The organism is Robertmurraya phoenicis, from assembly GCF_047302285.1.
Classification (GTDB): domain Bacteria; phylum Bacillota; class Bacilli; order Bacillales; family Cytobacillaceae; genus Robertmurraya.
The window spans coordinates 4106949-4133814 of the sequence record NZ_CP154845.1 but is presented as its reverse complement, the minus strand read 5'-3'; the positions used below and the strand labels follow the sequence as shown (position 1 = coordinate 4133814).

Annotated in this window: 24 protein-coding genes and 1 pseudogene; 21 read left to right on the top strand and 4 right to left on the bottom strand. The window is 39.0% G+C overall.

The window, feature by feature from the left end; translation table 11 throughout:
- The first annotated feature begins 206 nt into the window (after window positions 1-206).
- The 4 genes from AA0X71_RS20725 to AA0X71_RS20710 all read left to right on the top strand — a co-directional run bounded on the left by AA0X71_RS20725 (window position 207) and on the right by AA0X71_RS20710 (window position 5551).
- Window positions 207-2570, top strand: coding sequence for a polyprenyl synthetase family protein (locus tag AA0X71_RS20725; RefSeq protein ID WP_413357161.1), 2364 nt, complete (start codon window positions 207-209; stop codon window positions 2568-2570).
- An 18-nt stretch (window positions 2571-2588) separates the two neighbouring features.
- The gene (locus tag AA0X71_RS20720) at window positions 2589-3197 is read left to right on the top strand and encodes a pyroglutamyl-peptidase I (RefSeq protein WP_413357160.1); all 609 of its coding nucleotides are present in this window, start codon (window positions 2589-2591) and stop codon (window positions 3195-3197) included.
- Window positions 3198-3324: 127 nt separating this feature from the next.
- Window positions 3325-4134: a polysaccharide deacetylase family protein gene (locus AA0X71_RS20715; RefSeq protein WP_413357159.1), complete on the top strand. Its 810-nt coding sequence runs from the start codon at window positions 3325-3327 to the stop codon at window positions 4132-4134.
- Window positions 4135-4420: 286 nt separating this feature from the next.
- Window positions 4421-5551: an oxalate decarboxylase family bicupin gene (locus AA0X71_RS20710; protein WP_413362700.1), complete on the top strand. Its 1131-nt coding sequence runs from the start codon at window positions 4421-4423 to the stop codon at window positions 5549-5551.
- Window positions 5552-5592: 41 nt separating this feature from the next.
- Here AA0X71_RS20710 and ilvA read toward each other — a convergent pair whose 3' ends face one another.
- Complete coding sequence (ilvA, locus tag AA0X71_RS20705; protein WP_413357158.1) at window positions 5593-6798, bottom strand: threonine ammonia-lyase; 1206 nt, start codon at window positions 6796-6798, stop codon at window positions 5593-5595.
- A 68-nt stretch (window positions 6799-6866) separates the two neighbouring features.
- Window positions 6867-7064, bottom strand: a pseudogene (locus tag AA0X71_RS20700) (L,D-transpeptidase); the annotation flags it as partial.
- Between the two features lie 144 nt (window positions 7065-7208).
- Between AA0X71_RS20700 and AA0X71_RS20695 the strand changes: the two are divergent.
- The 8 genes from AA0X71_RS20695 to AA0X71_RS20660 all read left to right on the top strand — a co-directional run bounded on the left by AA0X71_RS20695 (window position 7209) and on the right by AA0X71_RS20660 (window position 16915).
- Window positions 7209-8168 carry a cation diffusion facilitator family transporter gene (locus AA0X71_RS20695; RefSeq protein ID WP_413357157.1) on the top strand — a complete coding sequence of 320 codons (960 nt, stop codon included), beginning with the start codon at window positions 7209-7211 and terminating at the stop codon, window positions 8166-8168.
- 92 nt (window positions 8169-8260) lie between these two features.
- Window positions 8261-8905: a LytTR family DNA-binding domain-containing protein gene (locus AA0X71_RS20690; protein ID WP_413357156.1), complete on the top strand. Its 645-nt coding sequence runs from the start codon at window positions 8261-8263 to the stop codon at window positions 8903-8905.
- Window positions 8906-9227: 322 nt separating this feature from the next.
- Complete coding sequence (locus tag AA0X71_RS20685; RefSeq protein ID WP_413357155.1) at window positions 9228-10745, top strand: acetyl-CoA hydrolase/transferase family protein; 1518 nt, start codon at window positions 9228-9230, stop codon at window positions 10743-10745.
- Between the two features lie 136 nt (window positions 10746-10881).
- Complete coding sequence (locus tag AA0X71_RS20680) at window positions 10882-12048, top strand: TraB/GumN family protein (protein WP_413362698.1); 1167 nt, start codon at window positions 10882-10884, stop codon at window positions 12046-12048.
- 177 nt (window positions 12049-12225) lie between these two features.
- Complete coding sequence (locus AA0X71_RS20675) at window positions 12226-13206, top strand: VanW family protein (protein ID WP_413357154.1); 981 nt, start codon at window positions 12226-12228, stop codon at window positions 13204-13206.
- 157 nt (window positions 13207-13363) lie between these two features.
- Window positions 13364-14533, top strand: a complete 1170-nt coding sequence (locus AA0X71_RS20670) for a pyridoxal-phosphate-dependent aminotransferase family protein (protein WP_413357153.1) — start codon at window positions 13364-13366, stop codon at window positions 14531-14533.
- A gap of 127 nt (window positions 14534-14660) precedes the next feature.
- Window positions 14661-14891, top strand: coding sequence for an excisionase family DNA-binding protein (locus tag AA0X71_RS20665; RefSeq protein WP_413357152.1), 231 nt, complete (start codon window positions 14661-14663; stop codon window positions 14889-14891).
- A gap of 656 nt (window positions 14892-15547) precedes the next feature.
- Window positions 15548-16915 carry a YjiH family protein gene (locus AA0X71_RS20660; protein ID WP_413357151.1) on the top strand — a complete coding sequence of 456 codons (1368 nt, stop codon included), beginning with the start codon at window positions 15548-15550 and terminating at the stop codon, window positions 16913-16915.
- Window positions 16916-17148: 233 nt separating this feature from the next.
- Here the strand turns inward: AA0X71_RS20660 and AA0X71_RS20655 are convergent, their stop codons facing one another.
- Complete coding sequence (locus AA0X71_RS20655; RefSeq protein ID WP_413357150.1) at window positions 17149-17655, bottom strand: hypothetical protein; 507 nt, start codon at window positions 17653-17655, stop codon at window positions 17149-17151.
- A 403-nt stretch (window positions 17656-18058) separates the two neighbouring features.
- Here AA0X71_RS20655 and AA0X71_RS20650 point away from each other — a divergent pair, with 403 nt between their 5' ends.
- The 8 genes from AA0X71_RS20650 (at window position 18059) to AA0X71_RS20615 (ending at window position 24438) form a co-directional block, all read left to right on the top strand.
- Entirely contained in the window at window positions 18059-18250 is a 192-nt protein-coding gene (locus AA0X71_RS20650) for a hypothetical protein (protein WP_413357149.1), read from the top strand.
- Window positions 18251-18394: 144 nt separating this feature from the next.
- The gene (gene menC / locus AA0X71_RS20645; RefSeq protein WP_413362696.1) at window positions 18395-19480 is read left to right on the top strand and encodes an o-succinylbenzoate synthase; all 1086 of its coding nucleotides are present in this window, start codon (window positions 18395-18397) and stop codon (window positions 19478-19480) included.
- A gap of 167 nt (window positions 19481-19647) precedes the next feature.
- A complete protein-coding gene (locus tag AA0X71_RS20640; RefSeq protein ID WP_413357148.1) occupies window positions 19648-20454 on the top strand; it encodes a basic amino acid ABC transporter substrate-binding protein in 807 nt (268 codons plus the stop codon).
- Window positions 20455-20582: 128 nt separating this feature from the next.
- On the top strand, window positions 20583-21392 hold the full coding sequence (locus AA0X71_RS20635) for a formate/nitrite transporter family protein (protein ID WP_413357147.1): 810 nt from the start codon (window positions 20583-20585) through the stop codon (window positions 21390-21392).
- A 176-nt stretch (window positions 21393-21568) separates the two neighbouring features.
- On the top strand, window positions 21569-22372 hold the full coding sequence (locus AA0X71_RS20630; protein WP_413357146.1) for a basic amino acid ABC transporter substrate-binding protein: 804 nt from the start codon (window positions 21569-21571) through the stop codon (window positions 22370-22372).
- A gap of 78 nt (window positions 22373-22450) precedes the next feature.
- The gene (locus tag AA0X71_RS20625) at window positions 22451-23170 is read left to right on the top strand and encodes an amino acid ABC transporter permease (RefSeq protein WP_413357145.1); all 720 of its coding nucleotides are present in this window, start codon (window positions 22451-22453) and stop codon (window positions 23168-23170) included.
- Window positions 23167-23889, top strand: coding sequence for an amino acid ABC transporter ATP-binding protein (locus AA0X71_RS20620; RefSeq protein WP_413357144.1), 723 nt, complete (start codon window positions 23167-23169; stop codon window positions 23887-23889). Before AA0X71_RS20625 ends, AA0X71_RS20620 begins: the two co-directional genes overlap by 4 nt.
- Before the next feature lie 108 nt (window positions 23890-23997).
- A complete protein-coding gene (locus AA0X71_RS20615; RefSeq protein WP_413357143.1) occupies window positions 23998-24438 on the top strand; it encodes a hypothetical protein in 441 nt (146 codons plus the stop codon).
- A gap of 63 nt (window positions 24439-24501) precedes the next feature.
- Here the strand turns inward: AA0X71_RS20615 and AA0X71_RS20610 are convergent, their stop codons facing one another.
- The gene (locus AA0X71_RS20610; RefSeq protein ID WP_413357142.1) at window positions 24502-25716 is read right to left on the bottom strand and encodes an MFS transporter; all 1215 of its coding nucleotides are present in this window, start codon (window positions 25714-25716) and stop codon (window positions 24502-24504) included.
- A 282-nt stretch (window positions 25717-25998) separates the two neighbouring features.
- Here AA0X71_RS20610 and AA0X71_RS20605 point away from each other — a divergent pair, with 282 nt between their 5' ends.
- Window positions 25999-26796, top strand: a complete 798-nt coding sequence (locus AA0X71_RS20605) for an HAD family hydrolase (RefSeq protein WP_413362694.1) — start codon at window positions 25999-26001, stop codon at window positions 26794-26796.
- Window positions 26797-26866 lie beyond the last annotated feature (70 nt).

Sequence of the window (26866 nt, the reverse complement as noted above, 5' to 3'; positions counted from 1 at the left end):
TTTCGCTACAAAGTTGTTTTTGGATGAAAATTGGTTATCTAATCTCTTTACTCTCGATAAACTAAAAAAGAGGAAGGGAAAAGTGCCGTCGCAAACTTGATTAATAGCAGTAACTGGATTATACCGGGTAAAAACCGGCTTTTGGGTTTTTACATAGAAATGTTAAACGAAAAACAGCGATTAGAAAAGTAGAGGTTACTTAGTTTATGAGAGAAGAGTTACGAATGAAGGCAGATCAATCCTATCGAAAGGCTGAGGATAGAGCGACACTCTATTTCCGGTCACTGCTTGAACGAGTTCAACAAAAATCCTATGTTTCTACATTAATGAATGATTTCAGAGCATGGAAGCAAAATCATATACGTCATTATCCATTTTTTTCTTTTTTAGCGAAGGATAAAAATAGGAATGTCTCTAGGGAGTATCGACCTTATATAAAATGGCTTGATGAAACAGGAAAGTTAGATGCTTATCTTGATCGGAGTATTTCCTACCTTTATATGCGTGACTTAGGAAAGTCACTCCATTCGCCAGATACGAAGGAACAGGTTCAGCAAACGGTCGATCACGTAAGAGACCGCCTCATACGGGATGAAAAAGACCAGGAAGTACTTTTTAGTATGAAAGGCTTGTATAGATGGGCACAAAAGGAAAAGGTTGAATTAACGGTTATTTGGCTAATCGATAAGCTGAGGGGTGTTTCTAACCATCTGCCTGAGGGGATGGATGCGGAGCATGCCCAACGTAAATTATTAAAAATTATTGCTGGTGTATTGATGCATGAACTAGACGATATGGAAGATACTCTCCCTGCCGAAGAACGAACAAAGAGACTGGCTCAGGCACTTAAAATGGGGTACGCCTACGGTCTAACCTATCCTTTTATTGATGACCTTCTCGATTCCAATGTCCTCACACCAAGTGAGAAAAGGCAATATTCTAATATGATCCGAACGACGTTAGTCACTGGTTCTGTCCCTGAGCTTGGCAAATGGACAAAGAAAACGGAGCCAATGATGCGATATATTCATTCTGAACTACGAGATGCATTTGAATCTATAAAGGACTCTCAAAGGAAAGAGATGATCGACTATTTTTTCGAGCAATCATATGTATTTTTTCAATCTCAGGAAGTCGATCGGAACAAAGATATACATTATGCAAACTACACGAACGAGGATCTGTTTATCCCGGTTATTTTAAAATCCTCTTCATCGAGATTAATTGTCCGAACGGTTCTTAGTGCAGCTTTTGATGAAGGGTTTGACCAACGGACTTTTTACTATGGGATTTATAATCAATTGGCAGATGATTTTTCCGATATGTTTGAGGATTGGGAGGCAGGTTCTGTCACGCCATACACCTATTATATGAAATATCATCATGTACGGCCTGACTTGGTTAACCCGTTTGAATTGTATTGGACGGTTATTTCCTACCTAATTCATGATGTATACCATTCAGATGATAAAACACGCGAAGTCATTCTTGATCGAGCTATTAATAGTTTAAAGAGATTTAAAGAAAGAACTGGGTCGACTAAGTATGATGAAGTCATGAATCTATTTTCTTCGTCTCATCAAGAGTTTAATCGTATGATTCAAAAAATGGTTCGACGAGCAGATGATGTCGATTTTTTCGATAAGTTGCTACGGGATGAAATGATCAAATCGTTAAGTACAGAACGACAGGAACAGGATGAATTTCAAACAACGATTGAGGAAATCAGGGAACGTCTGAATCAAACTTTATCGATTCCGGATCAGTCATTAACAGAGGAACCGATACATGAAGCAGCGAATTATAGTTTGACTGGGGATGGAAAAAGACTAAGACCGATCATGGCCTGGTTTATCGGAGTAAAAGGTTACGGCTTAGAGGAATCGGCGATCATGCCACTCTTAAAATCACTAGAGTACATGCATACAGCATCGTTAATTTTTGATGATTTACCAGCCCAAGACAATGCTCCTATGCGCAGGGGGAGAGCGACTCTACATGAAGTATACAACGTGGCAATCGCAGAATTAACAGGGTTGTTTTTAACACAAAAAGCGATAGAGGAACAATCTTTACTGGAAGCATACGATTCGAAAACAGTGCTAAAATTGATTCGGTATGCGTCTGAAATGACAGCAAGCATGTGCAATGGACAGGCGATGGATTTGGAATCGAAAGGGAAATTGCTTTCGGTGGAACAACTGAATACTTTATGTCTCTATAAAACAGGATTAGCCTTTGAAGCCTCTCTTGTCATGCCGGCACTATTAGCCCATGCTAATGAAGGAGAAATTACTGCTTTGAAGAAATTTGCTGCACATGCAGGAATTGCTTTCCAAATAAAAGATGACCTTCTTGATGTGGAAGGAGATTCGAGTATACTTGGGAAAGGAATAGGCAAGGATGCCGCGAATGACAATGCCACCTTCGTCTCTGTACTAGGTGTATCAGAAGCGAGGAAAGCGATGTGGGAGCATTATTGTCTAGCCATGGAAGTATTGGAGACCATGCCACGCAATATTTCTTTTTTAAAGCATTTCATGAATTATATCGTCAATCGAGATTACTGATGAAGGGGACCAAAGTAGATGAAAACACTTTTACTAACAGGATTTGAACCATTTTTAAATTTTTCAATCAATCCAACGATGCGCATTGTGGAGGAATTACATGGGCAAGTCGTTGGAGAATACAAAATCCATAGCGAAGTACTCCCTGTCGATTTCCGGAAGGCGGGAGAGATACTTCTCGAACATATTAATAGAGTGAAACCAGATGCCCTTATCTCATTAGGGTTAGCAGGTGGTCGCTATAAGCTCACGCCAGAACGGATTGCCATTAATGTAAATGATGGTGAATCAGATAATAGTGGAAATGTGCTGGAAGATGAAGTGATTCAAGCTGAAGGGCAGGATGCTTATATGTCCACACTCCCAATTAGGGACATGGTCAATCGGTTAAAAGCAGTAGGGCTACCAGCTGAAATCTCGAACACAGCAGGCACTTACCTATGTAACCATGTGATGTACCAAGGATTGCATTATGCAAAGACCCACCAAATACAGATGCCTTCGGGTTTTATCCATATGCCCGCTTCTCATGAACTAGCGCTCCAGCATGGAAGAATTCCAAGCTGGTCCCACGATGATTTAAAAAGAGGAATTATCACTTGCATAAAGGTTTTATCAGAACGTTAGGAATTTCCTAGCGTTCTTTTTTTCGGGCTTTCCATTAAAAACAAAGAATAAAGAAATATTCCAATAAAGATACTAATTGTAAATTACTTTTTATGTAAATTGTAGAACGAGAAAGGAGTGGGATGCGATGGGAAGAATATCGTTAAAATGGATGGCGTTCATTTTAATATTTGCGTTTTCTTTATTCACTAGAGTGGATTTGATTCACGGACAACAGCCGCAAGGATTACCTCAACTAGAAGGAGGGTCAGAAAATAAAGAGCGCTTACGATATCCTGTTTCCAATTATTTATTGCAAGAGAGATATCCAGAAACGGTTATTTTAAGTGGAGCGCAAACGTCAAAAATGGTGACCTTAACCTTTGATGATGGACCTGATCCACGTTTTACACCACAGATTTTGGACATTTTAAGAGAAAATGAGATTAAAGCTACTTTTTTTCTCATGGGTGCGAGGGCTGAAGCATACCCTGAGCTGGTGAAACAAATTGTAGAAGACGGTCATATAATTGGAAACCATACATATTGGCATCCAAACCTCGTAGAAGAGGAAGATGTCAACGTTTTACAAAGGGAAGTAACACGTACAGAAAGCAGTCTCGCTAATCTTATTGCATATCGGACAAAACTATTTCGTGCTCCATATGGATTTTTAAACAATGAACTCGTTGAAAAACTTAGAGATATGAATTATAAAGTTGTAGTTTGGTCGGTCGATTCATTAGATTGGCAAGAATCTCCACCTGATCAAATTACGTATAATGTCCTAAGCAATATCCATCCAGGTGCCATTATTCTCATGCATGATGGTGCAGCATGGAACGAGGACCGGACGAACACAGTCAGATCACTACGTCAAATCATTCCAGCGATAAAAGAACAAGGCTTGGAGTTCGCGACAGTGCCGGAGTTGTTGAATATTCCGTATCAAAAATGATGGCATGAGGGTGTTTTTTGGTGAAATCTGCAATAAGTAACGAATTTCACGCAATAAACCGCTAAACACCCGTAATAGAACCGAAGTGTTGCTGCAAACACATTAATTATACGAAAAAGCACATGGAGCGCCATGTGCTTTAACTTTGTCGTAACACCTTTAGCATCAAATAGGGCTTCTTAACATAAATTACTGTGATGAGAAAGAAATAACAATTTTTTCCTGGATTGGGGTGATCAAGATAAAAAAAGCAGATAGAAACTCCTTTGAAAATATTCCGCAGCCGATGAGAGAGGATGGGGCAGGAGCAACGGACCTTGGACCAAGAGACGTATTAAGAGATCTTGAAAATCCTGATATGTTTGTACCTCCAAAAACAGATGCAGGTACGATTCCGAATTTAAAATTCTCTTTTTCTGACACTCATATGCAATTATATCTTGGTGGCTGGTCACGGGAGGTAACAGCTAGAGAATTACCGATTTCTACAACTTTAGCGGGAGTGAATATGCGGTTAACTCCTGGTGGTGTTCGAGAATTACATTGGCATAAGCAAGCGGAGTGGGCTTATATGATTTTAGGGAGAGCCAGAATTACAGCTGTTGATCAGAACGGTCGAAACTTTATTGCAGATGTAAGTGAAGGAGATTTGTGGTATTTTCCTGCTGGTATTCCACACTCGATTCAAGGATTAGATGAAGGATGTGAATTCCTGCTGGTCTTTGATGATGGAAACTTCTCTGAACTAAGTACTTTTACGATTACAGATTGGTTTGCGCACACACCAAAAGAAGTACTTGCAGCAAACTTTGGTGTCCCAAAACATGCATTTGAACATATTCCCACTAAACAAAGATATATGTTTCAAGGGGAGGTGCCAGGTCCAATAGAATCAGAAAAAGTATTGAGTCCTTATGGAACAGTTCCTCAGAGTCTTACTTATCATTTGTTACAGCAAGACCCAATCATAACATCTGGTGGTTCAGTTCGTATCGTTGACTCTTCCAATTTTCCTGCCTCTACGAATATTGCAGCAGCTTTAGTGGAAATAAAACCTGGTGGTATGCGGGAACTTCATTGGCATCCAAATAATGATGAATGGCAGTATTATCTTACTGGGAGTGGACGAATGACCGTGTTTGCTGCAAGTGGAGAAGCCAGAACCTTTAATTATCGAGCTGGTGATGTTGGTTACGTTCCTTTTGCAATGGGGCATTATATTCAAAATATAGGTTCCGAAAGTCTTTGGTTTTTGGAAATATTCAAAAGTAATCGATTTGCAGATGTTTCATTAAATCAATGGATGGCTCTAACTCCGAAAAAACTCGTAGAGGAGCACTTAAATGTTGGCTCCGATTTAATGAATGCACTTCAGAAGGAGAAATCTCCAGTAGTTAAACATGATGAAAGTGTGTAGTGAAAGCTCATCGATAATAGATGAGCTTTCATTCTGAAAAGTCATCCTAACTCTGGCTCATATCCCTTATCCTTTAATGCTTGAACAATCTCCTCGATATGTTTTTGATCTTTCGTTTCGACTGAAAGAGAGAGTTGGGCATAGCTTGGGTAGATTTTATCGCCCATATGACTTAATGAAATATCAAGAACATTGCCCCTCCTTTCTGTAACGACTCCTAATATTTTTTCAAGGTTACCTGGCTGATCTTTCAGAATGGTACTGAAACGCATAAATCTTCCTGCTTCGACCATTCCTCTTTCGATAATTCTTGAAATAAAGCTGACATCCACATTGCCGCCACTTACAAGACAAACGACTTTTTTATTTTTAATTGGAATTTTTTGATAGAGCATGGCGGCAAGTGCGACAGCTCCGGAGCCTTCAACGAGCAGTTTATTTCTTTCTAACAGCATAAGCATCGTTCGCGCAATTTCTAACTCATTCACCGTAAAAATTTTTTCGACATATTTTTGGACAAGTTCAAACGGGGCTTGGCCAGGTTTTTTGACGGCTATTCCGTCGGCCATTGTTGGATCAGCTTCGACGATGATTGGTTTTCCTTCAACGAGGGACAGCGCCATACTTGGACAGGCACTCGCCTCAACGCCGTAAATTTTTATATGAGGATGTTTTTCTTTTACAGCGGCAGCTAATCCAGCAATGAGTCCACCACCGCCGATAGGACAAACAATGACATCAACATCAGGAAGCTGCTCGATAATTTCGAGGCCAACTGTACCTTGACCAGTTATAATGGCTTCGTCATCAAAGGCATGAACAAAGCTTGCTCCTGTTTTTTCTCTTAGCTTCAGAGCATAGTGAAGCGCATCATCAAAAGAATTTCCCTGTAATTCAATGTTGGCTCCATATTCTTTTGTTGCTTGAATTTTACTTAATGGAGCAGCTATTGGCATCACAATCGTGCAGGGGATATCGAGCATTGTACTCGCGTAAGCCACTCCTTGCGCATGGTTTCCAGCTGAAGCGGCGACTACCCCTTTTTGTACTTCTTCTTTCGTTAACGAGCTCATTTTATTATAGGATCCGCGTACTTTAAAGGAGCCTGTTTTCTGTAGGTTCTCTAACTTTAAGTAAATGTCATTATGGGCGTAATTGCTAAAAGTACGAGAATAATCTAGTGGTGTTACGTGTACAATGCCTTTCATTTTTTCATGTGCCTTCACAATATCCTCATATGAAATCATCTGTTTTTCTCCTTTTGAAAGCCAGTATTTTCTTATTTTTCACAGAGGTGAAAAGGTTATGCGTTCAATTAAGGATGGATTAAAACAGGGGTTCCGACGGGGACAATGCTCGCTAGTTCTTCGACATCATGATTATGCATTCGGATGCATCCTCTTGATACAGCATTACCGATGGAGTTCGGATCGTTCGTCCCATGAATTCCGTAATGTTCTTTCGACAGACTCATCCACATTGTTCCAAATGGTCCGCTTGGATTGGGGGCTTTACAACAGTATGGAGCATGTTAGCCACCTCCTATATAGATAGTACAGTGTATGTGAAGGCAGTGGAGAGTTTCCGGTAAATAAATAAGAAGCATTCATTTTGTGAATTCTATAAATACTGAACAAATCAAAGATGGAGGAAAAAGATGAGACAGAGAAATAGCATCTTGAGGCAAGGGAATAAATCATCATTAATTGCGGCTGTTGTCAATACGATTATTGCTGCCGTTAAAGGGGTTGCTTACTTTTATACAGGAAATGTGGCCATGTTTGCAGAAACGATGCATTCATTAGGGGATGCGGCAAATCAATTTTTCGTATTTATTGGCAGCGCTTTAAGTAAAAAATTGCCGACTGACCGTTATCCCAATGGGTTTGGTCGTTTGGTGAATTTGGTTTTACTTGGAGCTGTAATCATTGTTGGAATTATGAGCTATGAAACGATAAAGGAAGGGTATCATCATATTCTTCACCCGACAGAATCAAAGGGGATTCTCATCAATATTTTGGTACTAGGGGTCGCTGTTTTATTGGAATTATATGTCCTTTTCAAGGCGATGAAGGAGGTACTCCATGAGACAAATGTGGAGGCAAAAGGAACGGCCATACTATCTAAAAGCTTTGGTAATTTAAAAAGGGCAAAGCCTTCAACAAAGCTTGTCTTCATGGAAGATTTCGTCGCTACACTTGGTGGAGTCATTGCCATTATCGGAATTCTGCTAGCCTATTTTGCTGGCTTTCATGCCGCTGAAGGAATTGCTTCTATTCTTATCGGGCTTATGATGTTTTTTGTCGTAGGAAAGGTGTTTTTAGATAATGCAAAAGGAGTTCTTGGTGAAGCAGATGATGACTTAGAAGAAGTCATTGCCAAATATATATTAATGCAGCCGGAGATTAAAGATATACAAACTTTATATGCAGTGAAGGAAGGAGAGGACTTTCATATTGAAATGAAATTAGAAATCGATCCAAATCTTACAGTTGGTGAAGCCGGGCAAATTAAGGACCGAATTGAAGCGAAAATTCATGATATGAAAGGCGTGACAGATGTCATTATTGAATTTGATGAGGATGATGGTATTCGGACCTGGAACCCGTCTACATAATCACGGGAGCTTAATGAATTTTCTGAAGTCTTTTTTTACCTACAATGATAAAATAGCTATTAGGTTCATAATAGGTAGGTGGGATAAAAAAAATGGAAAGTTTGTCATTGCGCTCCCTTTTAGATGTAATTGGAGAATTGTTTTCCGATGAGATTTCGATTGCTGTTTCAAATCCAAAGGAATATATCTATTATCGTCCAAGCAAACGAATCAATCTGAAAATAAAAGCAGGTGATCCAGTTAAAAAAGAAACGATTGCGTATAAAGCAATCATATCAGGGCAAAAGGTCTCAGAGTTTATTGATCGAGATGTATTTGGTGTTCCTTATCACGGCATGGCTGTCCCTTTTTATCATGATGGGGTTTTGGAAGGCTGTGTGACAGCAATTTATCCAGCCCATACGAACGGAAAATCTGTTGTCACGATCAAAACATTAGATGGATGGAAGCCTCTCCCTTTTTCAGAAGTGATGTATTTAGAGGTTAAGGACCGTAAGACTTATGTACACGGAGAAGAATATTCGGGCGTTCATAGACATTCCTTGCAAGAGTTTGAATATTTTTTACCGCGTGATTCATTTGTTCGCTGTCATCGCTCCTTTATCGTCAATGTACATCATATTCAAGAGATTTATCCTGATACTCATTCCACTTTTGTACTGGAAATGAAAAATGGTACAAGACTCCATGTAAGTCAGTCATACTCAAGCTACTTTCGGAAACTATTGGGCTTTTAAATCAATTGTGTTTCAGCATTTGAATTTTCTGGTTTATCAAAAAAATATCTTCTTTAACATCGATTCCTCTATCCGCAACGTACATACGTTAAAATTTATTGAAAAGGGTTACAAAGGTTCTTTTCGCAAAAATTGTTACTATTGGGTCATAATTGGTTAAATGAATACTATGCTTCCTCAAAAACAATATAGTAGCAGCGAAAAGTGCCGTGCAAAAATAATTTGTATCTCTGAATCTCGTAGGGAGGTAAATGTCGGCTTTAAGACATTTACAAGAAAAACATACGGAACGAAAAAAAGGGTTACAGAAAGAGGGATGAGGATGGAAAAACAATTAGAGAGGATTGAGATTCCAGAGCTAAGAAATCGTGTCGTAACACCGGAATTAGCGGCATCGTGGATTCAAGATGGGATGACGTTAGGCTTAAGTGGATTTACAAGAGCAGGGGATGTGAAAGCGGTTCCGTTTGCTTTAGTAAAGAGAGCTGAGCGGGAAAGCTTTAAGGTTAACGTGTTCACAGGGGCTTCATTGGGCTCTGATGTAGACCGCTTATTTGCAGAAGCGGGTATCATCAACAAACGACTACCGTTTCAAGCAGATGCGACAATGAGGAAGAAAATTAATGCAGGTGAACATTTATTTGTTGATCACCATTTATCTCATACAGCAGAATTGGTCCGTGCAGGTGTTATTGAGTCGATTGATTACGCAATATTGGAAGCGATTTCTATTCAAGAGGATGGATTGGTGATTCCAACAACTTCAGTAGGTAACTCCTTAACTTTTGCTAAGCACGCCAAAAACATCATTATTGAAATCAATATGTCTCAATCACCGTTATTAGAGGGAGTTCATGATTTATACGATCCAGGTCAGCAAGGGAAAAGAGAGCCGATTCCATTGAAAAGAGTAGCCGATCGCATTGGGACGATCGGAATTCCAGTTGATATCAATAAAGTGAAGGGGATCGTGTTTACCAATCAATTAGATTCTCCTTCTACAATTGTCTCACCAGATAAAGAGACACAACAAATGGCTGATCATCTTATTTCATTTTTACGTTCCGAAATTGAAGAAGGACGACTCACTCCTAAGCTTGCACCGCTACAATCAGGAATTGGTTCAATTGCTAATGCAGTACTTCACGGGATGTTAGATTCAGAGTTTCATGATTTAGAGGTATATTCAGAAGTATTGCAGGACGCTGTTTTTGATTTAATTGATGTGGGAAAAGTCAATTTTGCTTCCTGCTGCTCTATTACATTGTCTGAAGAGAAGATGGAGAAGGTATTAGGTCATTTTGAACAATATCGCGATAAAATTGTGATGCGTCCACAGGAAATTTCTAATCATCCAGAGATTATTCGACGTCTCGGATTAATTTCCATTAACACAGCATTAGAATTCGATATTTATGGAAATGTGAATTCTACCCATGTTTCTGGGACGAGAATGATGAACGGAATCGGAGGGTCTGGTGATTTTGCCCGTAATGCACGTCTTGCCATCTTTGTCACGAAATCCATTGCAAAAGATGGGAAAATTTCGAGTATCGTTCCATATGTTTCCCATACGGATCACACGGAGCATGATGTCGATATCGTCGTCACGGAACAAGGATATGCTGACTTACGTGGCTTAGCGCCAAGAGAAAGAGTCGAGAAAATTATCGAAAACTGTGCCCATCCGATGTATCGCCAACAGCTCTGGGATTATTATACAGAAGCACTTACCCGTGGCGGTCAAACACCACATGTGTTAGAAAAAGCCTTTTCTTGGCATACCGAATTTGCGCAAAAAGGCTCGATGTTATTTGTCTCTGAAAAAGTGAATAGTTAACTTTCTTTCAGTCTTCCGTGAAAAATGGGAGACATATTTTTTATCGCATGCACGTCTTGTTATTTTTATCGTTTCAAAGGTGAATAGTGTATAATAATAGGTATTATCGCTTCATAAAGGAAGGTAATCTATGTCATTGGAACATGAAAATATAACGAGAATTTTTTTGGATGAAAAAGAATACATACTCATTGGTACGGCACACGTATCGAAACAAAGTGCTGAGCAAGTAAAAGAAGTGATTGAAGCAGAAAAACCTGACGCCGTTTGTGTAGAGTTAGATCAACAAAGATACCAATCGATCATGGCAGGAAACTCTTGGAAAGACATGGATATATTTAGTGTCATTAAGCAAAAGAAAGCATCGTTACTGCTTATTAATCTGGCTATCTCTTCTTTTCAAAAAAGAATGGCAAGTCAGTTAGGCATTCAACCTGGACAAGAGATGATTCAAGGGATTGAATCAGCGAAAGAAACAGGTGCAAAGTTAGTTCTTGCTGACCGAAATATTCAAACGACCTTTTCAAGAATTTGGCACCAGGTTGGACTTTGGGGAAAAGCGCAGCTACTTGCACAAGTGGTAGCGAGTATTTTCAGTAAAGACACGATTTCTGAAGAAGAACTAGAAAAAATGAAAAGTAAGGACATGATCAATACTGTCTTAAATGAATTTACCGAGTCCTTTCCTCGTCTAAAAGTGCCGCTCATTGATGAACGGGATCAGTATCTGGCACAAAAGATAAAAGATGCTCCAGGGAAAAAAGTCGTTGCCGTCTTAGGCGCAGCCCATGTCCCAGGCATCCAGGAAGAAATAAAAAAGGACCATGACTTAAAGCAATTGTCCAAGCTTCCACCAAAATCGAAGGCTCCAAAAATCATTGGCTGGTCGATTCCAATTGCCATCTTGGCGATTATTGCCTATACGTTTTTAGCCAACCCTGATGCTGGCTTGCAGCAGACACTTAGCTGGGTGATTTGGAATGGTTCATTATCAGCAATTGGGACTGCTATTGCGCTAGGACATCCGATCGCGATATTAACGGCGTTTATAGCGGCACCGATCACCTCCTTAAATCCACTCCTTGCAGCCGGTTGGTTTGCAGGATTTGTCCAAGCCTTTTTTAGTAGACCAAGTGTGAGCGACTTTGAAACACTAACTGAAGACGTGTTTACAGTCAAAGGCTTTTGGTCTAACAAGGTCACACGGGTTTTACTCGTTATCGTTTTTGCAAATCTCGGCAGTTCACTAGGTACTTTTATTGGTGGCGCTGATGTCATTCGTTTGTTTTTCGAAAATTTTTAAGCTTACTCATTTACGAGTAGGCTTTTTTTCATGGAAAAGATCTCGTAGTTTCCTCCTATACAAAGGGAAAAAATGGTCTGTCTCCCCAGCATATGTAGGTATCGCTCCGCATACAATGATAAATGGTAATACCTTCCTTTGAGGGAAGTATAGAGAAAATATGTATGGGGAGGAAATATGGGGAAATTTCGTTGGAAAAGTCTTTTAACCGTTGTCGTAATTTTGCTTGTCTTAGGGGGTTGCTCAAAAGAGACAGAGAAAGTAGTAAAAAACATGAAAACACATAGGGTCGCAGCTGCAACAGAGATAAATAATAGAATAGTAGAGAAAGAGATGCAGTTTGTGATTGATGTGGTCAATCCGTTGACAAAGGAAATTATTCGTACATTTGACCCGAGGGAAGAGGATGAGAACGATACGGACTTTCAAGCAGAACTTAAAAGCTGGGCGAGGGATTTAGCAAGGGGAACGGAAGATTCGGAAGGCTTCGATCAAAGGATGGTTCTCGATAAAATTGATGAGATTGGACAGATCCAAAAAGGGAAGCCGATGGTCATTCTTCAAGAAGAAGAATTAGTCAAGAGGGTACTTGAAGCAATGGACAGAGGCGGTCAAGTTGAATTACCGTTAACGGTAACTGAAAGTCAGTACTCACCAGATGAGGTAGTACAATTAGATGAAGTTGTCCTCGCCTCTTATACGACTTACTTTGACAGTGGGGTCGTGGGGAGAGCGAAAAATATAGAGCTATCAGCTTCGGCTATTAATAATGTTATTTTCGGACCAGGAGACATTTTTTCCTATAATGAGATTGTTGGACCAAGAGATGAGGAAAGTGGCTATCAAAAGGCGATGGAAATTGTCAATAAAGAGCTTGTTGAAGGCATTGGCGGTGGAGTATGCCAAACCTCTTCCACCTTGTTTAATGCGGTTGATGCTGTCGGTGTGGAATATATTGAATGGCATCATCATTCGATTAGTATTGGTTATGTTCCAGTTGGAAGAGACGCGACCGTATCCTATGGTGGTTTAGATTTCCGTTTTCAAAATCCGCATGATGTCCCATTCTTGATAAAAGCATATGTCGATGGAGGATCTCTTACCGTTGAGGTGAGAACGTCAAAGGAGAATGCGAGGAAAATAAATGGAGAGATGTAACGGGACACTTTTTCTACATTTCAATGGCTCTTAAGAAGGGCCATTTTTTTGGTGATTTTTTGAAAATCTTCCAAGTATAATAGATGTAAGCGATTTAAGTAGTATAATGGAGAGAGATAGATAGAAAAAAAGAATGCTTTGGGAGGAGACAAGGAATATGCGGAATGAAGAAATGTTATTAATCCCAGGTCCAACGCCTGTGGTAGATTCCATTTATGATGCGATAGCGAGTGAAACGAGAAGTCACACGGACCCGAGATTTGTCGCCATCTACAAAAGTGCTCTTGAAAAAACAAGAGCCATGTTAAAAACAGATGGTGAAGTTTTTGTCATTTCCGGTTCAGGGACGATTGCCATGGAAATGGCTCTAGTAAATACGGTGGCAGCTGGAGAGAAGCTTTTGGTCATTAGTCATGGCTACTTTGGTGATCGTTTTATTAAACTAGGACAAGCATTTGGAATTGAAGTGGACGTCCTCCAAGCAGAATGGGGAAAACAAGTGGACCCTGAGGAAGTAGAGGAGAAGCTTGCAACAGGTCATTTTAAAGCAGTAACGATTACACATGCCGACACGTCAACGGGTGTGGCAGCCAATCTTGATGTGCTCGTTCCTCTGATCAAAAAATACGGTGCCCTTGTCATTCTTGATGGTGTATGTGCAACAGCGGCGATGGAAGAGGATATGAGTAAAGCTTATGGTGGGCCCGATACAAAAATCGATGTTGTGTTAACAGGTTCACAAAAAGCAATTGGAGTTCCACCGGGTCTAGCGATTGTAGCATTTAACCAAACAGCACTTGCTGTCCGAGAAAAAATGGATCGCGTTTCGGCTTATTATTGTGATATATACAATTGGATTCCAATCATGAATGATCCATCAAAATACTTTGCGACTCCACCCGTAAATCTTGTCTATGCTTTTGAAGAAGGAATGAGATTGGTTTTAGAAGAAGGAATGGAGAACCGCTATAAGCGCCACGCAGCATTTGGTACAGCTGTTAGAGCTGGACTTTCCGTATATGGCATGAAGGCATTGGCAGATGAAACGGTTGCTGCAGCTACATTAAGCTGCATATTATATCCAGAGGGGATTAATGATGCAGCTTTCCGCTCGTCCTTAGCTGGAAAAGGATTGATTGTTGCTGGAGCTTTGGCTCATTTAGCAGGGAAAGCGTTCCGGATTGGACATATGGGGAATACAAAGGTTGAAATGCTTGAAAAAGCGATAGTATTAATTGGTGAAGCATTGATAGAGCAAGGGATGTCCGTAAATATTGAAGAAGCGGTTGAAGCATTTAGAGAACAGGCATTGGCTGTTTCGAATTAAGTATAATGAGAGTATCATTACAAATGGTGATGATGCTCTTTTTTGTCAATCGATAAAAAAGATTTATAATAGAAGGTACGAATGATAGACCAATCATTTGATTGAAGTGAGAAATGGAGAATCAATCATGTATTTAACGGTAAAAGAGGCAGCAGAATATTTGTCTTTAACAGAATCAGCTGTCACAGAGCTAATCTTAGCAAAACGGATTCGTGCTGTTCATGATGGGGAGCAATATTTGGTGAATCGAGACCAGTTCCAAACTCATCTAAAACAGTTGGAAAAATATAAGGAATTAGTGGAAGAGATTCTTAATGAACCGATCCCGGATGATTTGGATGTGAAGGACGAAGACTAAGAAAGTGCCTTTCTTAAAATACGTGCCGAAATGACTAAGATGTAGTCTCCTTAATCGAGTAACCAGAGAAAGTAAATTAAGCGGAGATTTTCCGGTTATATGCTTCAATGGAGCTCGTTTCGGGGAATATAAGGGAAGATTTTCCGCTTATGCAGAGAAAAATCCCTTATTTTCACGTATTTCGAATCGATAGCCGGAAATTCTCCGTCTATTTTAGCTATTTTTAATACTATTTGCTAATTAAGCGGAATTTGTCCGTCTATTTATCAGCTCGAGATCGGTGCTTAACGTGCGTCCCTAACCGATATATGCGGACTCTCTAGTTCCTAGATAATAAAGAAACAGACGTATGCCAATTCATACGTCTGTTTTTGTGTCTATTAATAAGAATCCCTCCGCAAACGGTATCCCTTGCTTTGGTTTGGCATCTTTTTACTTTGCATAGGATGCATAAATATAAATAATATTATATGTTTTATGCAAATTTTACTTGCAATAGAGGTCTAATATCATTTATTATGTTTAAGGAATTAATATAATAGTATATTAGAAAAATAAATTAATAGAAATTATCTAGTGCTCAAGACTAATTTTTCATATACTGGAATATTTTTTACGAATCAACGTTAAAATACAATAGACAAGAGGTGTTTACGATGAGTAATGAACCAAATTCAAAAACGATGTCTTATTCATTGATAGATTTTCTTAAGTTTTTAATCCCTTCCTTATTTGGAATATCCTTATTCATGATTCCTGTGAAATCAGGTGAAGGAATTACGATTCCAGTGGCATTGATTGCCAATTATTTAACTGAAATTTTGGCAGCGTCAATCCCATCGATAGCAGTAATTCTAATTTCACTTTCTGTTATAGGTTCATTAGTGGCTGTTCTGTTCAAACCACGCTTTATTATGGAAAATCCATTTTTGAATCGCCTATTTACAGTCAATAAGTTTTGGCTAATTGCACGTCTAATCGGTATGATTGTGGCGATTATTACGTTAATTCAAGCAGGACCAGAATGGATATACTCGGAAAATACAGGTGGACTCCTTCTTTATGATTTAGTGCCAATTCTTTTCTCGGTATTCTTATTAGCAGGTTTTTTATTGCCTTTATTATTAAATTTCGGGTTACTCGAGTTTTTCGGTGCTTTATTAATGAGAGTGATGAGACCTGTATTTACGTTGCCAGGCCGAGCGTCTCTGGATTGTCTTGCATCATGGGTTGGAGATGGCACGGTGGGTGTCATTTTAACGACGAAACAATATGAAGAAGGCTATTATACAAAAAGAGAAGCTGCCGTTGTTGCGACTACTTTTTCTGTTGTATCGATCACTTTTTCCATCGCGATTCTTCAATACATGAACTTAGAGCATTATTTTGTTCCATATTACATTACGATTGTCGTTGCAGGCTTAGTTGCAGCATTAATTATGCCACGTATTCCACCTCTTTCAAGAAAGGCAGACACTGGATACGAAAATGTGAAAGTTACGGTTGAAAACCCGATTCCACAAGGTCAATCTCCGTTAAAATGGGGCGTGTCAGAGGCGGTTTCGAAGGCAAGAAAAAATAACGGTGTCGTTGGAACAGTAAGAGAAGGATTCGAAAATGTCCTTGATATGTGGCTAGGTGTGTTACCGATTGTTATGACGATTGGGACAGTTGCCCTTGTGATTGCCGAATTCACTCCATTTTTCACGATTCTTGGGAAGCCATTTGAGCCAATTCTTGCACTGATGCAAGTTCCTGAAGCAGGAGCTGCTGCCCAAACCATGGTCATTGGTTTTGCCGATATGTTCCTTCCGGCTGTCATTGGTAGTGGGATTGAAAGTGAACTGACACGATTTGTGATTGCTGGCGTATCGGTCACCCAGTTGATTTACATGTCTGAGTTAGGAGGATTATTGCTTGGTTCTAAGCTTCCTCTTAACTTGAAAGATTTAATCATCATCTTCTTACTACGTACAATCATTACATTGCCGATCATTGTGATCGCTGCACATATTATTTTTTAAATATAAGGCTCTTTTCCTTAACTTAGTTGCTCTTAATAAGTTGAAAAATGCCTATATCTTCTCTTAGAGACTAAAAGAGAAAGCGAAAAGTGCCGTAGCATATATAATGTATAGCTGTAATTGAAATATATAGGGTAAAAACCGGCTTCTGGGTTTTTACAAATAACCACAATTTATACGAAAACAGCGAATATTTAAAAGGTCGGTCCCCTGCTCTGGGATCGACCTTTTGTTTATATTTCTGATGTGTTAAAATTCTCCTTCATTTCTACTTCATGCTCTTTCGTTAATTTTTCGATATTAAAATTAAAATCGCGTATTAGCTTCCGAGCCTCGTCGAGCATTACATTCGCTTCTTCTATGATCGCTCGGTCCTGTTGCTCAAGTGCTGTGACGATGAGAGTGAAAGCATTGTATTGCGTATTCACGCCTTCAATATATCCTTCATGAACCTCGCGCAGTTCATCTGTATCAAGACGAATGGCCTCCAGTTTATTCATAAATTCTTGGTAGGTTGGGATTACTTCCGTTAAGAGTACATCGTACAATAATTGGTCAGACGTATAATTGACTCCAGTGACACTGTCATAGGCTGAAATGGCCTGTGTTTCTAATCCAATAATACTCGAAAGCTCTTCATTTAAGTAAGTATCTAATTCTGTCTTGACCGGATCCTCTGAAGAACAGCCACTAATCACCATAAAACAAAGAAAAATGGGTAGCGTTAGTAATTTTTTCAATGGTCCACCTCCATAACAACAATGTATGAAGGGGAAAAGCTGAAAGGTTCCAAACAATTTTATAAATAGTTAAAAGCAAGGAAGAAGCTACATTGTGCCTATAAAAGCACAACTAAAATTTTAGTTAAGCTTTTATCGGCACTGTTGGAATTGAAACAATTAGTAATACAATGGATAGATTTTTGGCTATATGGCCAATATATTTTCTTGAATGCTGGATTCATGGAGTTTCCTCCTTTTCATCATGGAATATTATCCCATGGTGAGGTGTAATAGTCTACGCAATGAAGAAGAAAGATACAAAATGTGGTCGTTTTTTCACAAATAGCGATAAATGGATTATACTTGAGTAAATTCCATATTCCATTCAAAAACTAACTTAACTAAAAAGGAGCAATGACTTATGACTGAGAAAAATCAATCTGAAGCACCGAAGAAAATTAGCTTGAAAGAGGCAATGAAGCAACAACTGGAAAATAAAAAGAATCAGGCAAACGCTAATAAAGGAAAAATGAACGGGGACCTTACTACGAAAAAAATGAAAAGTCAACAAAGTAAAAAACCGAGCAATACTCGAAGAAAAATGGGCGTATAATCGGTTGAATACCCTTTGAAAATGAATAAATTGGGAAACCAATAGTTAGGGAAAAGGCAAAAAGAGATATGCAAATTCAAGGAGACGAAGATATTGTCCTCGAAATTAATAAATATCAAGCAAATTATTTTGCACCGCTTGGTGATGCGACTGAATGACCCTTTTGCTACTAGCTTCGGTACCATGCAAGATAAAGAATTTTTTATTATAGAAATGATTGATGAAGAAGGGGGACGGGGCTACGGAGAGTCAGTTGCCTTCACCAGTCCGTGGTATACAGAGGAAACGGTAAAAACAACTGAGCATATGATGTCGGATTTCTTAATTCCGCTCCTTTTTCAAAGTTCCATTCATCATCCTGACGAAGTATCAGAACGATTTGCCATTATTAAACGAAATAATATGGCAAAGGCTGCGTTAGAGGGGGCTGTATGGGATCTGTATGCTAAGCACCAAAACCTCCCCCTTGCAACCTGCTTGGGAGGAACGAAAAAAGCGATTGATGTTGGGATTAGTGTCGGAATTCAACCAACGATAAAAGATTTATTGTTGAAAATCGAGCAATATGTCCTTGATGGCTATAAGCGAGTCAAGTTGAAGATTAAGCCTGGTAAGGATTTAGAAGTATTAAAGGAAGTCAGACGTGTATTTCCGAACCTTCCCATGATGGCTGATGCTAATTCAGCTTATACATTAGACGATATCGCCCATTTGCAGAAATTTGATGATCTCGATTTATTGATGATTGAACAGCCACTGGGCCAAGATGATATTGTCGAGCATGCAAAGCTACAAAAAGAATTGCAAACACCCATTTGTTTAGATGAGAGCATCTATTCCCTTGATGATGCGAAACTCGCCATTGAATTAGGGGCATGTCAAATCATCAATGTCAAAGTCGGACGTGTTGGCGGATTAACAGAAGCAAAGAAAATCAATGATTATTGCAAAGCCCATAATGTCCCTGTATGGTGTGGAGGCATGCTAGAAGCTGGGATAGGACGAGCACATAATATCGCCATTACTGCTTTAGAGCAATTTATTTTACCAGGTGACACCTCTCCATCCAATCGCTATTGGAAAAAAGATATAGTCGTACCTGAAGTGAAGATGGACCAGGGGGTTATACAGGTTCCAACCACACCTGGGATTGGCTATGAAATAGATTGGGCAGCAGTAGAAGAATATCGTGTTGAGAAGAGAATATTTGAGAGAGAAGCGTTAAGGTAAATCCTTGAGGCTTCTTTTTTTATTTTTTATACATTCATATGCAAATGAATGCTATGAAAATAATATTTTATAAAAATATATTGCATAAATAATCATATGTTAGTATAATTAAAACATATCAAAGAGAACGACTTACTAGAATGTAAGACAAAAGGAGAATACACAAAATGAAGAAACTATCAAAGCTTAGCTTTTTACTGATTATGGCCATTGCAGTTGTCCTTTCTGGATGTGGGACGAGCAATACAACAAGTGGAGAAGGTGGAGAAAAGGTACTTAAAGTAGTGACGAACGCAGCCTATGCACCAATGGAATATTTAGAAGGAGATAAAGTTACCGGATTTGATATCGATTTTATAAATGCAGTCGCAGATGAAGCTGGTTACGAAGTGAAAGTGGAACATACTGGTTGGGACGCGATGTTTGTTGAAATCGAAGATGAAATTGCTGATTTAGCTGTTGCAGCTATTACCATTACAGATGAAAGAAAAGCAAGTTATGACTTTTCCGTACCATACTACCTATCAACAAATATGATTTTGGTGAAAGAAGGCAGTGACATTCAAAGTGCGGAAGATTTATTGGACAAGGTGGTTGCTGTTCAAAATGGAACAACTGGGCAGGAATCTGCAGAAGCACTTCTTGGAGTGAACAGCAAAAACATAAAAAAGTTTGAAGATAATAATCTAGCTATTCTAGAGCTTTTAAATGGTGGAGCAGATGCAGTCATTGCTGATAATACAGTGGTAGAGACTTATGTGAAAAATAACGCGGATCAAAAGCTAGTCGTTGTGGCTGATGAAGAAAACTTTGATTCTGAGTTCTATGGTTTGTTATTCCCGAAAAATAGTGAATTAAAGGCTGATTTTGATCAGGCTGTGAATACCGTACTAGAGAATGGAAAATATACTGAAATTTATAAAGAATGGTTTGGCGCAGAACCAGATGTAGAAGGTTTGAAAGCAGGACAATAAAGATATTTATTCCTTCCGCAGTGAAAAACATACTCAAAATGTTCACAGGTATAGAACGCAAAATGGGTTAAAATTGAGTATGTGTGTTCTTTCACATAAAATACCAAAAGCGGAAGGAATGTGTCCTTATGGCTTATTATAAACCGGAAGAAATTACAGAAATTACGATTAAACAAGGTGTCAAAAAAGCAAATTATCCCTTAATGAAATCGCTCATTTTAGGATTTCAAGCTGGAGCTTTTATCGCTCTTGGCTATTTGCTTTACATCCGTGTCACAGCTCCACTTGGGGGAGAGTTAGAAGGATTATCTACGATTCTAGGAGCCTCTTTATTTCCAATTGGTCTTATCTTAACATTAATGGCCGGTGGGGAATTGCTAACAGGCAATATGATGGCCGTACCATTGGCAACATATGCAAAAAAAGTGAAGACGACAGCTCTCATGAAAAATTTAGTCATTATTACGCTAAGTAACTTTCTAGGAGCAGTGTTTGTTGCCTACTTTTTTGGACATATTGTCGGTCTAACAGAATCGGGACTTTATTTGGAAAAAATGGTGTATATTGCTGAACATAAACTTGATGGAACATTTGTACAAGCGTTTATTTCAGGAATAGGTTGCAACTGGCTTGTCGCATTAGCCGTCTGGCTTTGCTATGGTTCAGATACTCCATCCGGAAAAATACTTGGCATTTGGTTTCCAACGATGACTTTTGTAGCGATTGGTTTTCAACACGTCGTAGCCAATATGTTTGTCATACCAGCAGCTATTTTTGCAGGGTATTTAACTTGGTTTGATTTTATATCGAATTTCATTCCCGTATTTCTCGGGAATTTAGTTGGTGGTTCAATTTTTGTAGCAATGCTTTATTGGTTTTCTCTTCAGAAAGATGATCATAGTAAGCTATCTGAGAAAAAATCATTAAAGGTGAGTTAAGGGGCACATAAGGAAAAATTCATAAATCTTCCCACTTACTTTTATAGTTTTTATTCTAGTATAGGACTTTATTAATAGATTTTAGGTTGCGAACGTGATCTCAACTCAGTATAATATTGTTATATCAGAATTTAAAGAAAATTTTCAAATTAAAATTTATTTAAGGGGGAAGATTTGTGAAGAAAGTAACGAGATTAGGTTTAATCATGATCATGGGGCTTGTTATGCTACTTGCCGCATGTGGTTCAAGCAACACAACTGGTGGCGAAGAAAAGAAAAAGCTCCGTATAGTAACGGATGCTGCATACGCTCCTTTTGAATCATTAGAAGGAGATCAAGTAGTTGGATTTGATGTAGACTTTATTAGTGCCGTTTTAGAAGAAGCAGGCTATGAAGTCGTGCAGCCTGAGCATGTTGGTTGGGACCCACTATTTATTGAAATTGAATCGAAGGAAGCCGATTTAGCGATTTCGGCGATTACGATCAATGATGATCGAAAACAAACGTATGATTTCTCCGTACCATACTTCTTATCAACAAACAAAATATTGGTTCCAGAGGGTAGCGATATTAAAAGTGGTGCTGATTTAGAAGGTAAGGTAGTAGCTGTTCAAAATGGTACAACAGGACAAGAAACAGCTGAAGCGATTTTAGGAAAAAATAGTAATGATATCAAAAAGTTTGAAAACAATAACTTAGCGATTATGGAGCTTGAAGCTGGTGGAGCGGATGCTGTTGTCGCTGATAACACCGTAATCGAAGAATATGCAAAGAACAACCCAGAAAAAAATCTCGTTGTTATCGAAGATCCTTCCTTTGCAGCAGAATATTATGGCTTAATGTTCCCGAAGGATAGCGAACTAGTTTCTGAATTAAATGAAGCGATTAACAAAGTATTTGATAGTGGAAAGTATGCAGAAATTTATGAAGAGTGGTTTGGCTCAGAACCAGATGTAGACAACCTGAAAGCACAACAATAGAGGCACAAACGAGTGGAAATTGCGTAACTCTATGAATAGTGTTACGCAATTTTTTTGAGAGAATGAGGTGAGTTACAGATGGACATGTTGAATTGGTTATCTACAATTTCTTTTGGATTTGCACAATCCTTAACAGAATTTACTGGTTTAAGGTTCGATTGGCTTGTGGATTATACTCCCTATTTTCTTAGGGGGACGTTATATACGATTGGAATTTCCCTATTAGGAATATTAATCGGAACGATCTTAGGTTTGTTGATTGGCCTAGGAAAAATGCTCAATAATAAGTTACTAAGCTTCCCTTTTAAATTTTACATCGCTTTTTTCCGAGGAACTCCTTTCTACGTACAAATTTTACTGATCCATTTTGGTGTCATACCTGCTTTACTCGGGACTACAAATGGAATAGCTGCTGGAATATTAGCCTTATCCTTAAATGCAGCTGCTTACATTGCCGAGATTTTCCGAGCGGGGATCCAGTCAATTGATAGGGGACAAATGGAGGCTGCTCGTTCATTAGGAATGAACCATATACAGGCGATGAGATATATCATCCTTCCGCAAGCCTTCAAACGAATGATCCCACCATTAGGAAATGAGTTTATTGTCCTTATAAAAGAATCTTCTCTTACAGCTTTAATCGCAGTTCCTGAATTGATGTATTGGGGTAAAGCATTCCAAGGTCAATATTATAAAGTTTGGGAGCCGTTTTTAACAGCTGCTGTTATCTACTTCTTCTTAACGTTAACATTAAGCTTCTTATTAAGTCGTCTAGAAAAGAGGTTAGCAACAGAATGATCAAAGTAGAGAAATTAAAAAAATCGTTTGGTGCTAATGAAGTTCTTAAGGATATCAACGCAAGAGTAAAGCAACAGGAAGTGGTCGTTGTCATCGGACCTTCAGGTTCTGGAAAATCGACTTTTCTACGCTGTCTCAATTTATTAGAGTCGATTACAGATGGACATGTTTTCATTGAAGGTGTCGACGTGACGTCCAAGACGACCGACATTAATAAAATCAGAGCGGAAGTCGGCATGGTTTTCCAACAGTTTAATCTTTTTCCTCATAAAACAGTACTAGAAAATATTATGCTTTCACCTATTAAGGTCAAAAAGGTAGAGGAAAGTAAGGCGAAGGAAAAAGCCCTTGAGTTATTGCGGAAAGTAGGACTTGAGGAAAAAGCGAAAAGTTTTCCAGATTCCTTATCAGGCGGACAAAAACAACGTGTGGCAATTGCTAGAGCACTCGCGATGGAACCGAAAATCATGCTTTTTGATGAGCCGACTTCAGCACTTGACCCTGAAATGGTCGGGGAAGTATTAGAAGTCATGAAACAGTTGGCCAAAGAAGGAATGACAATGGTTGTTGTTACCCATGAGATGGGCTTCGCCCGTGAGGTAGGAGACCGGGTTTTATTCATGGACGGCGGTTATATCGTCGAGGAAAATATTCCTCATGAGTTGTTTGACAATCCTCAGCATGAACGGACAAAGGCATTTTTGAGTAAAGTATTATAAAAATGGTATAGTAAAATCCGGGCTTTTTGTATGCTCGGATTTTTTTCGAGGATAATAAGAATGTAACCTTCTACATTCAATTACGTCTAAAAGGATGAGGTGAAGAAAATGAAAAAACTATTGATGACATTATTAACTGCCCTTACCTTACTAGTCATAACAGCTTGTGGAACAGCGGATACAGATGATCAAGCGAATGGTGACAATCCTGAAAATGGGACAAGCGAAGTGTCTGAGGGAAACAATGATGCTGTAGAAGAGAATGAGGCAAGTGAAGAAACAGAAACGAATGAGGTAGCGGAAACAGAAGATGAAGCAACAACGGAAAATGATCGAGAAGTGATTACAGAAGAAGCTACTTTCACGGGCGTACAGGATACGCATTCCATTGAAGTACAAACCGAGTCTGAAGTGCTTGCATTGCAAACACTTGACCCAGGTGTGGCAGACGTTGATTTCCAAGCCATTGAAGCAGGTACACCGGTTATCATTCATTACTACCAAAACGAAAACGAACAAAATATCCTTACTAAATTTGAGATTCAATAAAATAAGAGCTCGCCACTTGGCGAGCTCCTTGTTTATTGTGAAACTGCGTTCCCGATCTTCTAGTTAGGCAGAATGCTTTACTAACTTCGGATTCTTCTGCATGGAAGCATATAAAAGGAATCCACTTAAAAGAAGTAGAACGCTTGTAAGGATGAAGACCGATGAAATGCCAAAATACCCAGCGATAAATCCACCCATAACCGGACCGATTACATTGCCTAAAAAACGGAGGCTCGTGTTATATCCTAATACTTCTCCTTGCATCGCTATCGGTGCTTCTTGACGAATATACGCTACCCTCACAGGAATAATCCCTCCAATAGCGACACCTAATAAAAAGCGAATGACGATGAGTTGCCAAATATTCGTCACAAAAGCTCCTGGTAGATAAACGAGACCAGCAATGAATAAAAGGGCAATCAAAATTTTTATATAGCCGTAGCGATCCGCCATTTTTCCCCATTGACGTGCCATCATTAAATTCCCTAAACCTGCCACAGAAAAAGCAAGCCCAGAGAATAGGGCTAAATTGGCTGGCCCATGAAGTTCACTCACATACAAGGAAAGAATAGGTTGAATGCTAAAATGCGCAATTTGAATCAAAGTAGATATTAAGAGTACATTTAATAGCAGTGGATTTCGACTAATATGTTTAAAAACTTCTTTCGTCGTATAGGATGTTTTCGTTCCTTTAACATCCTTCATCCTGTATTCTTTTGTGGTAATGACAAGCACAGCTGAGATGAAAATAGCAATGGAAGTCCATTTAAATGTGGCGGAATAACCAAAGGTATCCGCAAGCACACCGCCTAAAAGAGGTCCAATCAGTTGTCCTGTAATCGCCCCTGTTTGCAATGTTCCTAGGACCCTTCCGGCATTTTCTTTTGGAGTTTGGGTGGAGATAAAAGCTTGAGACATGGAGATAAAGCCAGCGAAAACACCCATGAACATTCGTAATAGAAATAGCTGCCAAACGGTATTGACAAATCCCATTAACAAAATGGAAAAGGCCATTCCGAAGGCCGAAAAGATCAGGAGTTTTCTTCGTCCGTACTTATCCCCAATTCGTCCCCAAAGAGGTGAAAAAATAAATGCCGTCACAAAGGTAACACCAAAGGTTATCCCTGACCAGTGCTGAACATATTTGTCGGAGAAATCACCGAAGGAATCAATATAAAGGGAGATAAATGGGAGCACCATCGTCATACTCCCGGCAATAAAAAAGTTGGCAAACCACATAATTTTCAGATTGCGTTTTGCGATAAGCTGTTCGTCCATATGAACACTTCTTTCTCAGAAGAAATTTCGTTTTCCTAAATAATATAATAACTGAATAATGAAAAATTACAAGAAATTTACTTGACTTTTTTCATTTGCAAAGGAAAATGGGTTTGTACAAATGCTTGATTAGGGCGATTGTTCGGATTTTTTAAGTGAGATCAAAAAAGCGAAAAATAATCAAATATTTGATCCATTTAAGGCGTGCCCTTCTATTTACTATTTCCATTTTTCCTTGTAATCTAGAAACTAAATAGCACTGATGAAGGCGAGGGAATGAATTTGATTAAAGCGATTTTTTTCGATTTAGATGATACATTGCTTTGGGATCATAGAAGTGTAAAGGAAGCCTTTGCCGCCACTTGTAAGCTGGCAGAGGAAAAATACGGTGTTGAGCCGCAAGAATTGGAAGAAGCAGTTCGTTCAGCGGCAAGGGAGCTTTACTCATCGTTTGAGACATATCCTTTTACGAAAATGATTGGCATTAATCCGTTTGAAGGCTTATGGGGAAACTTTCTCGATCAACATGATGTAAATTTTCGAAAGATGAAGGAGATCGTTCCTACATATCGAAAAGAAGCATGGACGGGCGGATTACGAGCACTAGGAATTGAAGATGAAGATTTTGGTATTGAACTAGCTGAGCGCTTTCCAATTGAGCGAAGAAAAAATCCATTTGTCTATGATGATACTTTTTCTGTGTTGGACAAGCTTAAAGGAAACTACAAATTATTACTTTTAACAAATGGTTCACCTGATTTGCAAAATACGAAACTAGCAATCACACCAGAAATTGCTCCATACTTTGATCAGATCGTCATTTCGGGGGATTTCGGGCGAGGTAAACCAGATCCAACTATTTTTGAGCATGCCCTTCAACGTATGGAAGTGTCAAAGGATGAGGCGATTATGGTTGGAGACAACTTGATGACCGATATATTAGGGGCATCACGGGTTGGGATGAAATCCGTTTGGATTAATCGACACGACAAAGAACGTAATGAAGTAACCCCAGATTATGAAATCCGCCAACTAGAGGAGCTTTTTGGAATTTTAGATACTGTAAATCAAGTGGTTTGATGTAAAATGGGGGAATCACCGATAAAATTGATTTTACGCTGATATATCAAAATTATCGCCGATATCCCTT

Bases quoted from the DNA above. Each gene is read 5' to 3' on its own strand.
- AA0X71_RS20725 (WP_413357161.1), top strand. From the start codon at position 207: ATGAGAGAAGAGTTACGAATGAAGGCAGATCAATCCTATCGAAAGGCT.
- AA0X71_RS20720 (WP_413357160.1), top strand. From the start codon at position 2,589: ATGAAAACACTTTTACTAACAGGATTTGAACCATTTTTAAATTTTTCA.
- AA0X71_RS20715 (WP_413357159.1), top strand. From the start codon at position 3,325: ATGGGAAGAATATCGTTAAAATGGATGGCGTTCATTTTAATATTTGCG.
- AA0X71_RS20710 (WP_413362700.1), top strand. From the start codon at position 4,421: ATGAGAGAGGATGGGGCAGGAGCAACGGACCTTGGACCAAGAGACGTA.
- ilvA (WP_413357158.1), bottom strand. From the start codon at position 6,798: ATGATTTCATATGAGGATATTGTGAAGGCACATGAAAAAATGAAAGGC.
- AA0X71_RS20695 (WP_413357157.1), top strand. From the start codon at position 7,209: ATGAGACAGAGAAATAGCATCTTGAGGCAAGGGAATAAATCATCATTA.
- AA0X71_RS20690 (WP_413357156.1), top strand. From the start codon at position 8,261: ATGGAAAGTTTGTCATTGCGCTCCCTTTTAGATGTAATTGGAGAATTG.
- AA0X71_RS20685 (WP_413357155.1), top strand. From the start codon at position 9,228: ATGGAAAAACAATTAGAGAGGATTGAGATTCCAGAGCTAAGAAATCGT.
- AA0X71_RS20675 (WP_413357154.1), top strand. From the start codon at position 12,226: ATGGGGAAATTTCGTTGGAAAAGTCTTTTAACCGTTGTCGTAATTTTG.
- AA0X71_RS20670 (WP_413357153.1), top strand. From the start codon at position 13,364: ATGCGGAATGAAGAAATGTTATTAATCCCAGGTCCAACGCCTGTGGTA.
- AA0X71_RS20665 (WP_413357152.1), top strand. From the start codon at position 14,661: ATGTATTTAACGGTAAAAGAGGCAGCAGAATATTTGTCTTTAACAGAA.
- AA0X71_RS20660 (WP_413357151.1), top strand. From the start codon at position 15,548: ATGAGTAATGAACCAAATTCAAAAACGATGTCTTATTCATTGATAGAT.
- AA0X71_RS20650 (WP_413357149.1), top strand. From the start codon at position 18,059: ATGACTGAGAAAAATCAATCTGAAGCACCGAAGAAAATTAGCTTGAAA.
- menC (WP_413362696.1), top strand. From the start codon at position 18,395: ATGCGACTGAATGACCCTTTTGCTACTAGCTTCGGTACCATGCAAGAT.
- AA0X71_RS20640 (WP_413357148.1), top strand. From the start codon at position 19,648: ATGAAGAAACTATCAAAGCTTAGCTTTTTACTGATTATGGCCATTGCA.
- AA0X71_RS20635 (WP_413357147.1), top strand. From the start codon at position 20,583: ATGGCTTATTATAAACCGGAAGAAATTACAGAAATTACGATTAAACAA.
- AA0X71_RS20625 (WP_413357145.1), top strand. From the start codon at position 22,451: ATGGACATGTTGAATTGGTTATCTACAATTTCTTTTGGATTTGCACAA.
- AA0X71_RS20620 (WP_413357144.1), top strand. From the start codon at position 23,167: ATGATCAAAGTAGAGAAATTAAAAAAATCGTTTGGTGCTAATGAAGTT.
- AA0X71_RS20615 (WP_413357143.1), top strand. From the start codon at position 23,998: ATGAAAAAACTATTGATGACATTATTAACTGCCCTTACCTTACTAGTC.
- AA0X71_RS20610 (WP_413357142.1), bottom strand. From the start codon at position 25,716: ATGGACGAACAGCTTATCGCAAAACGCAATCTGAAAATTATGTGGTTT.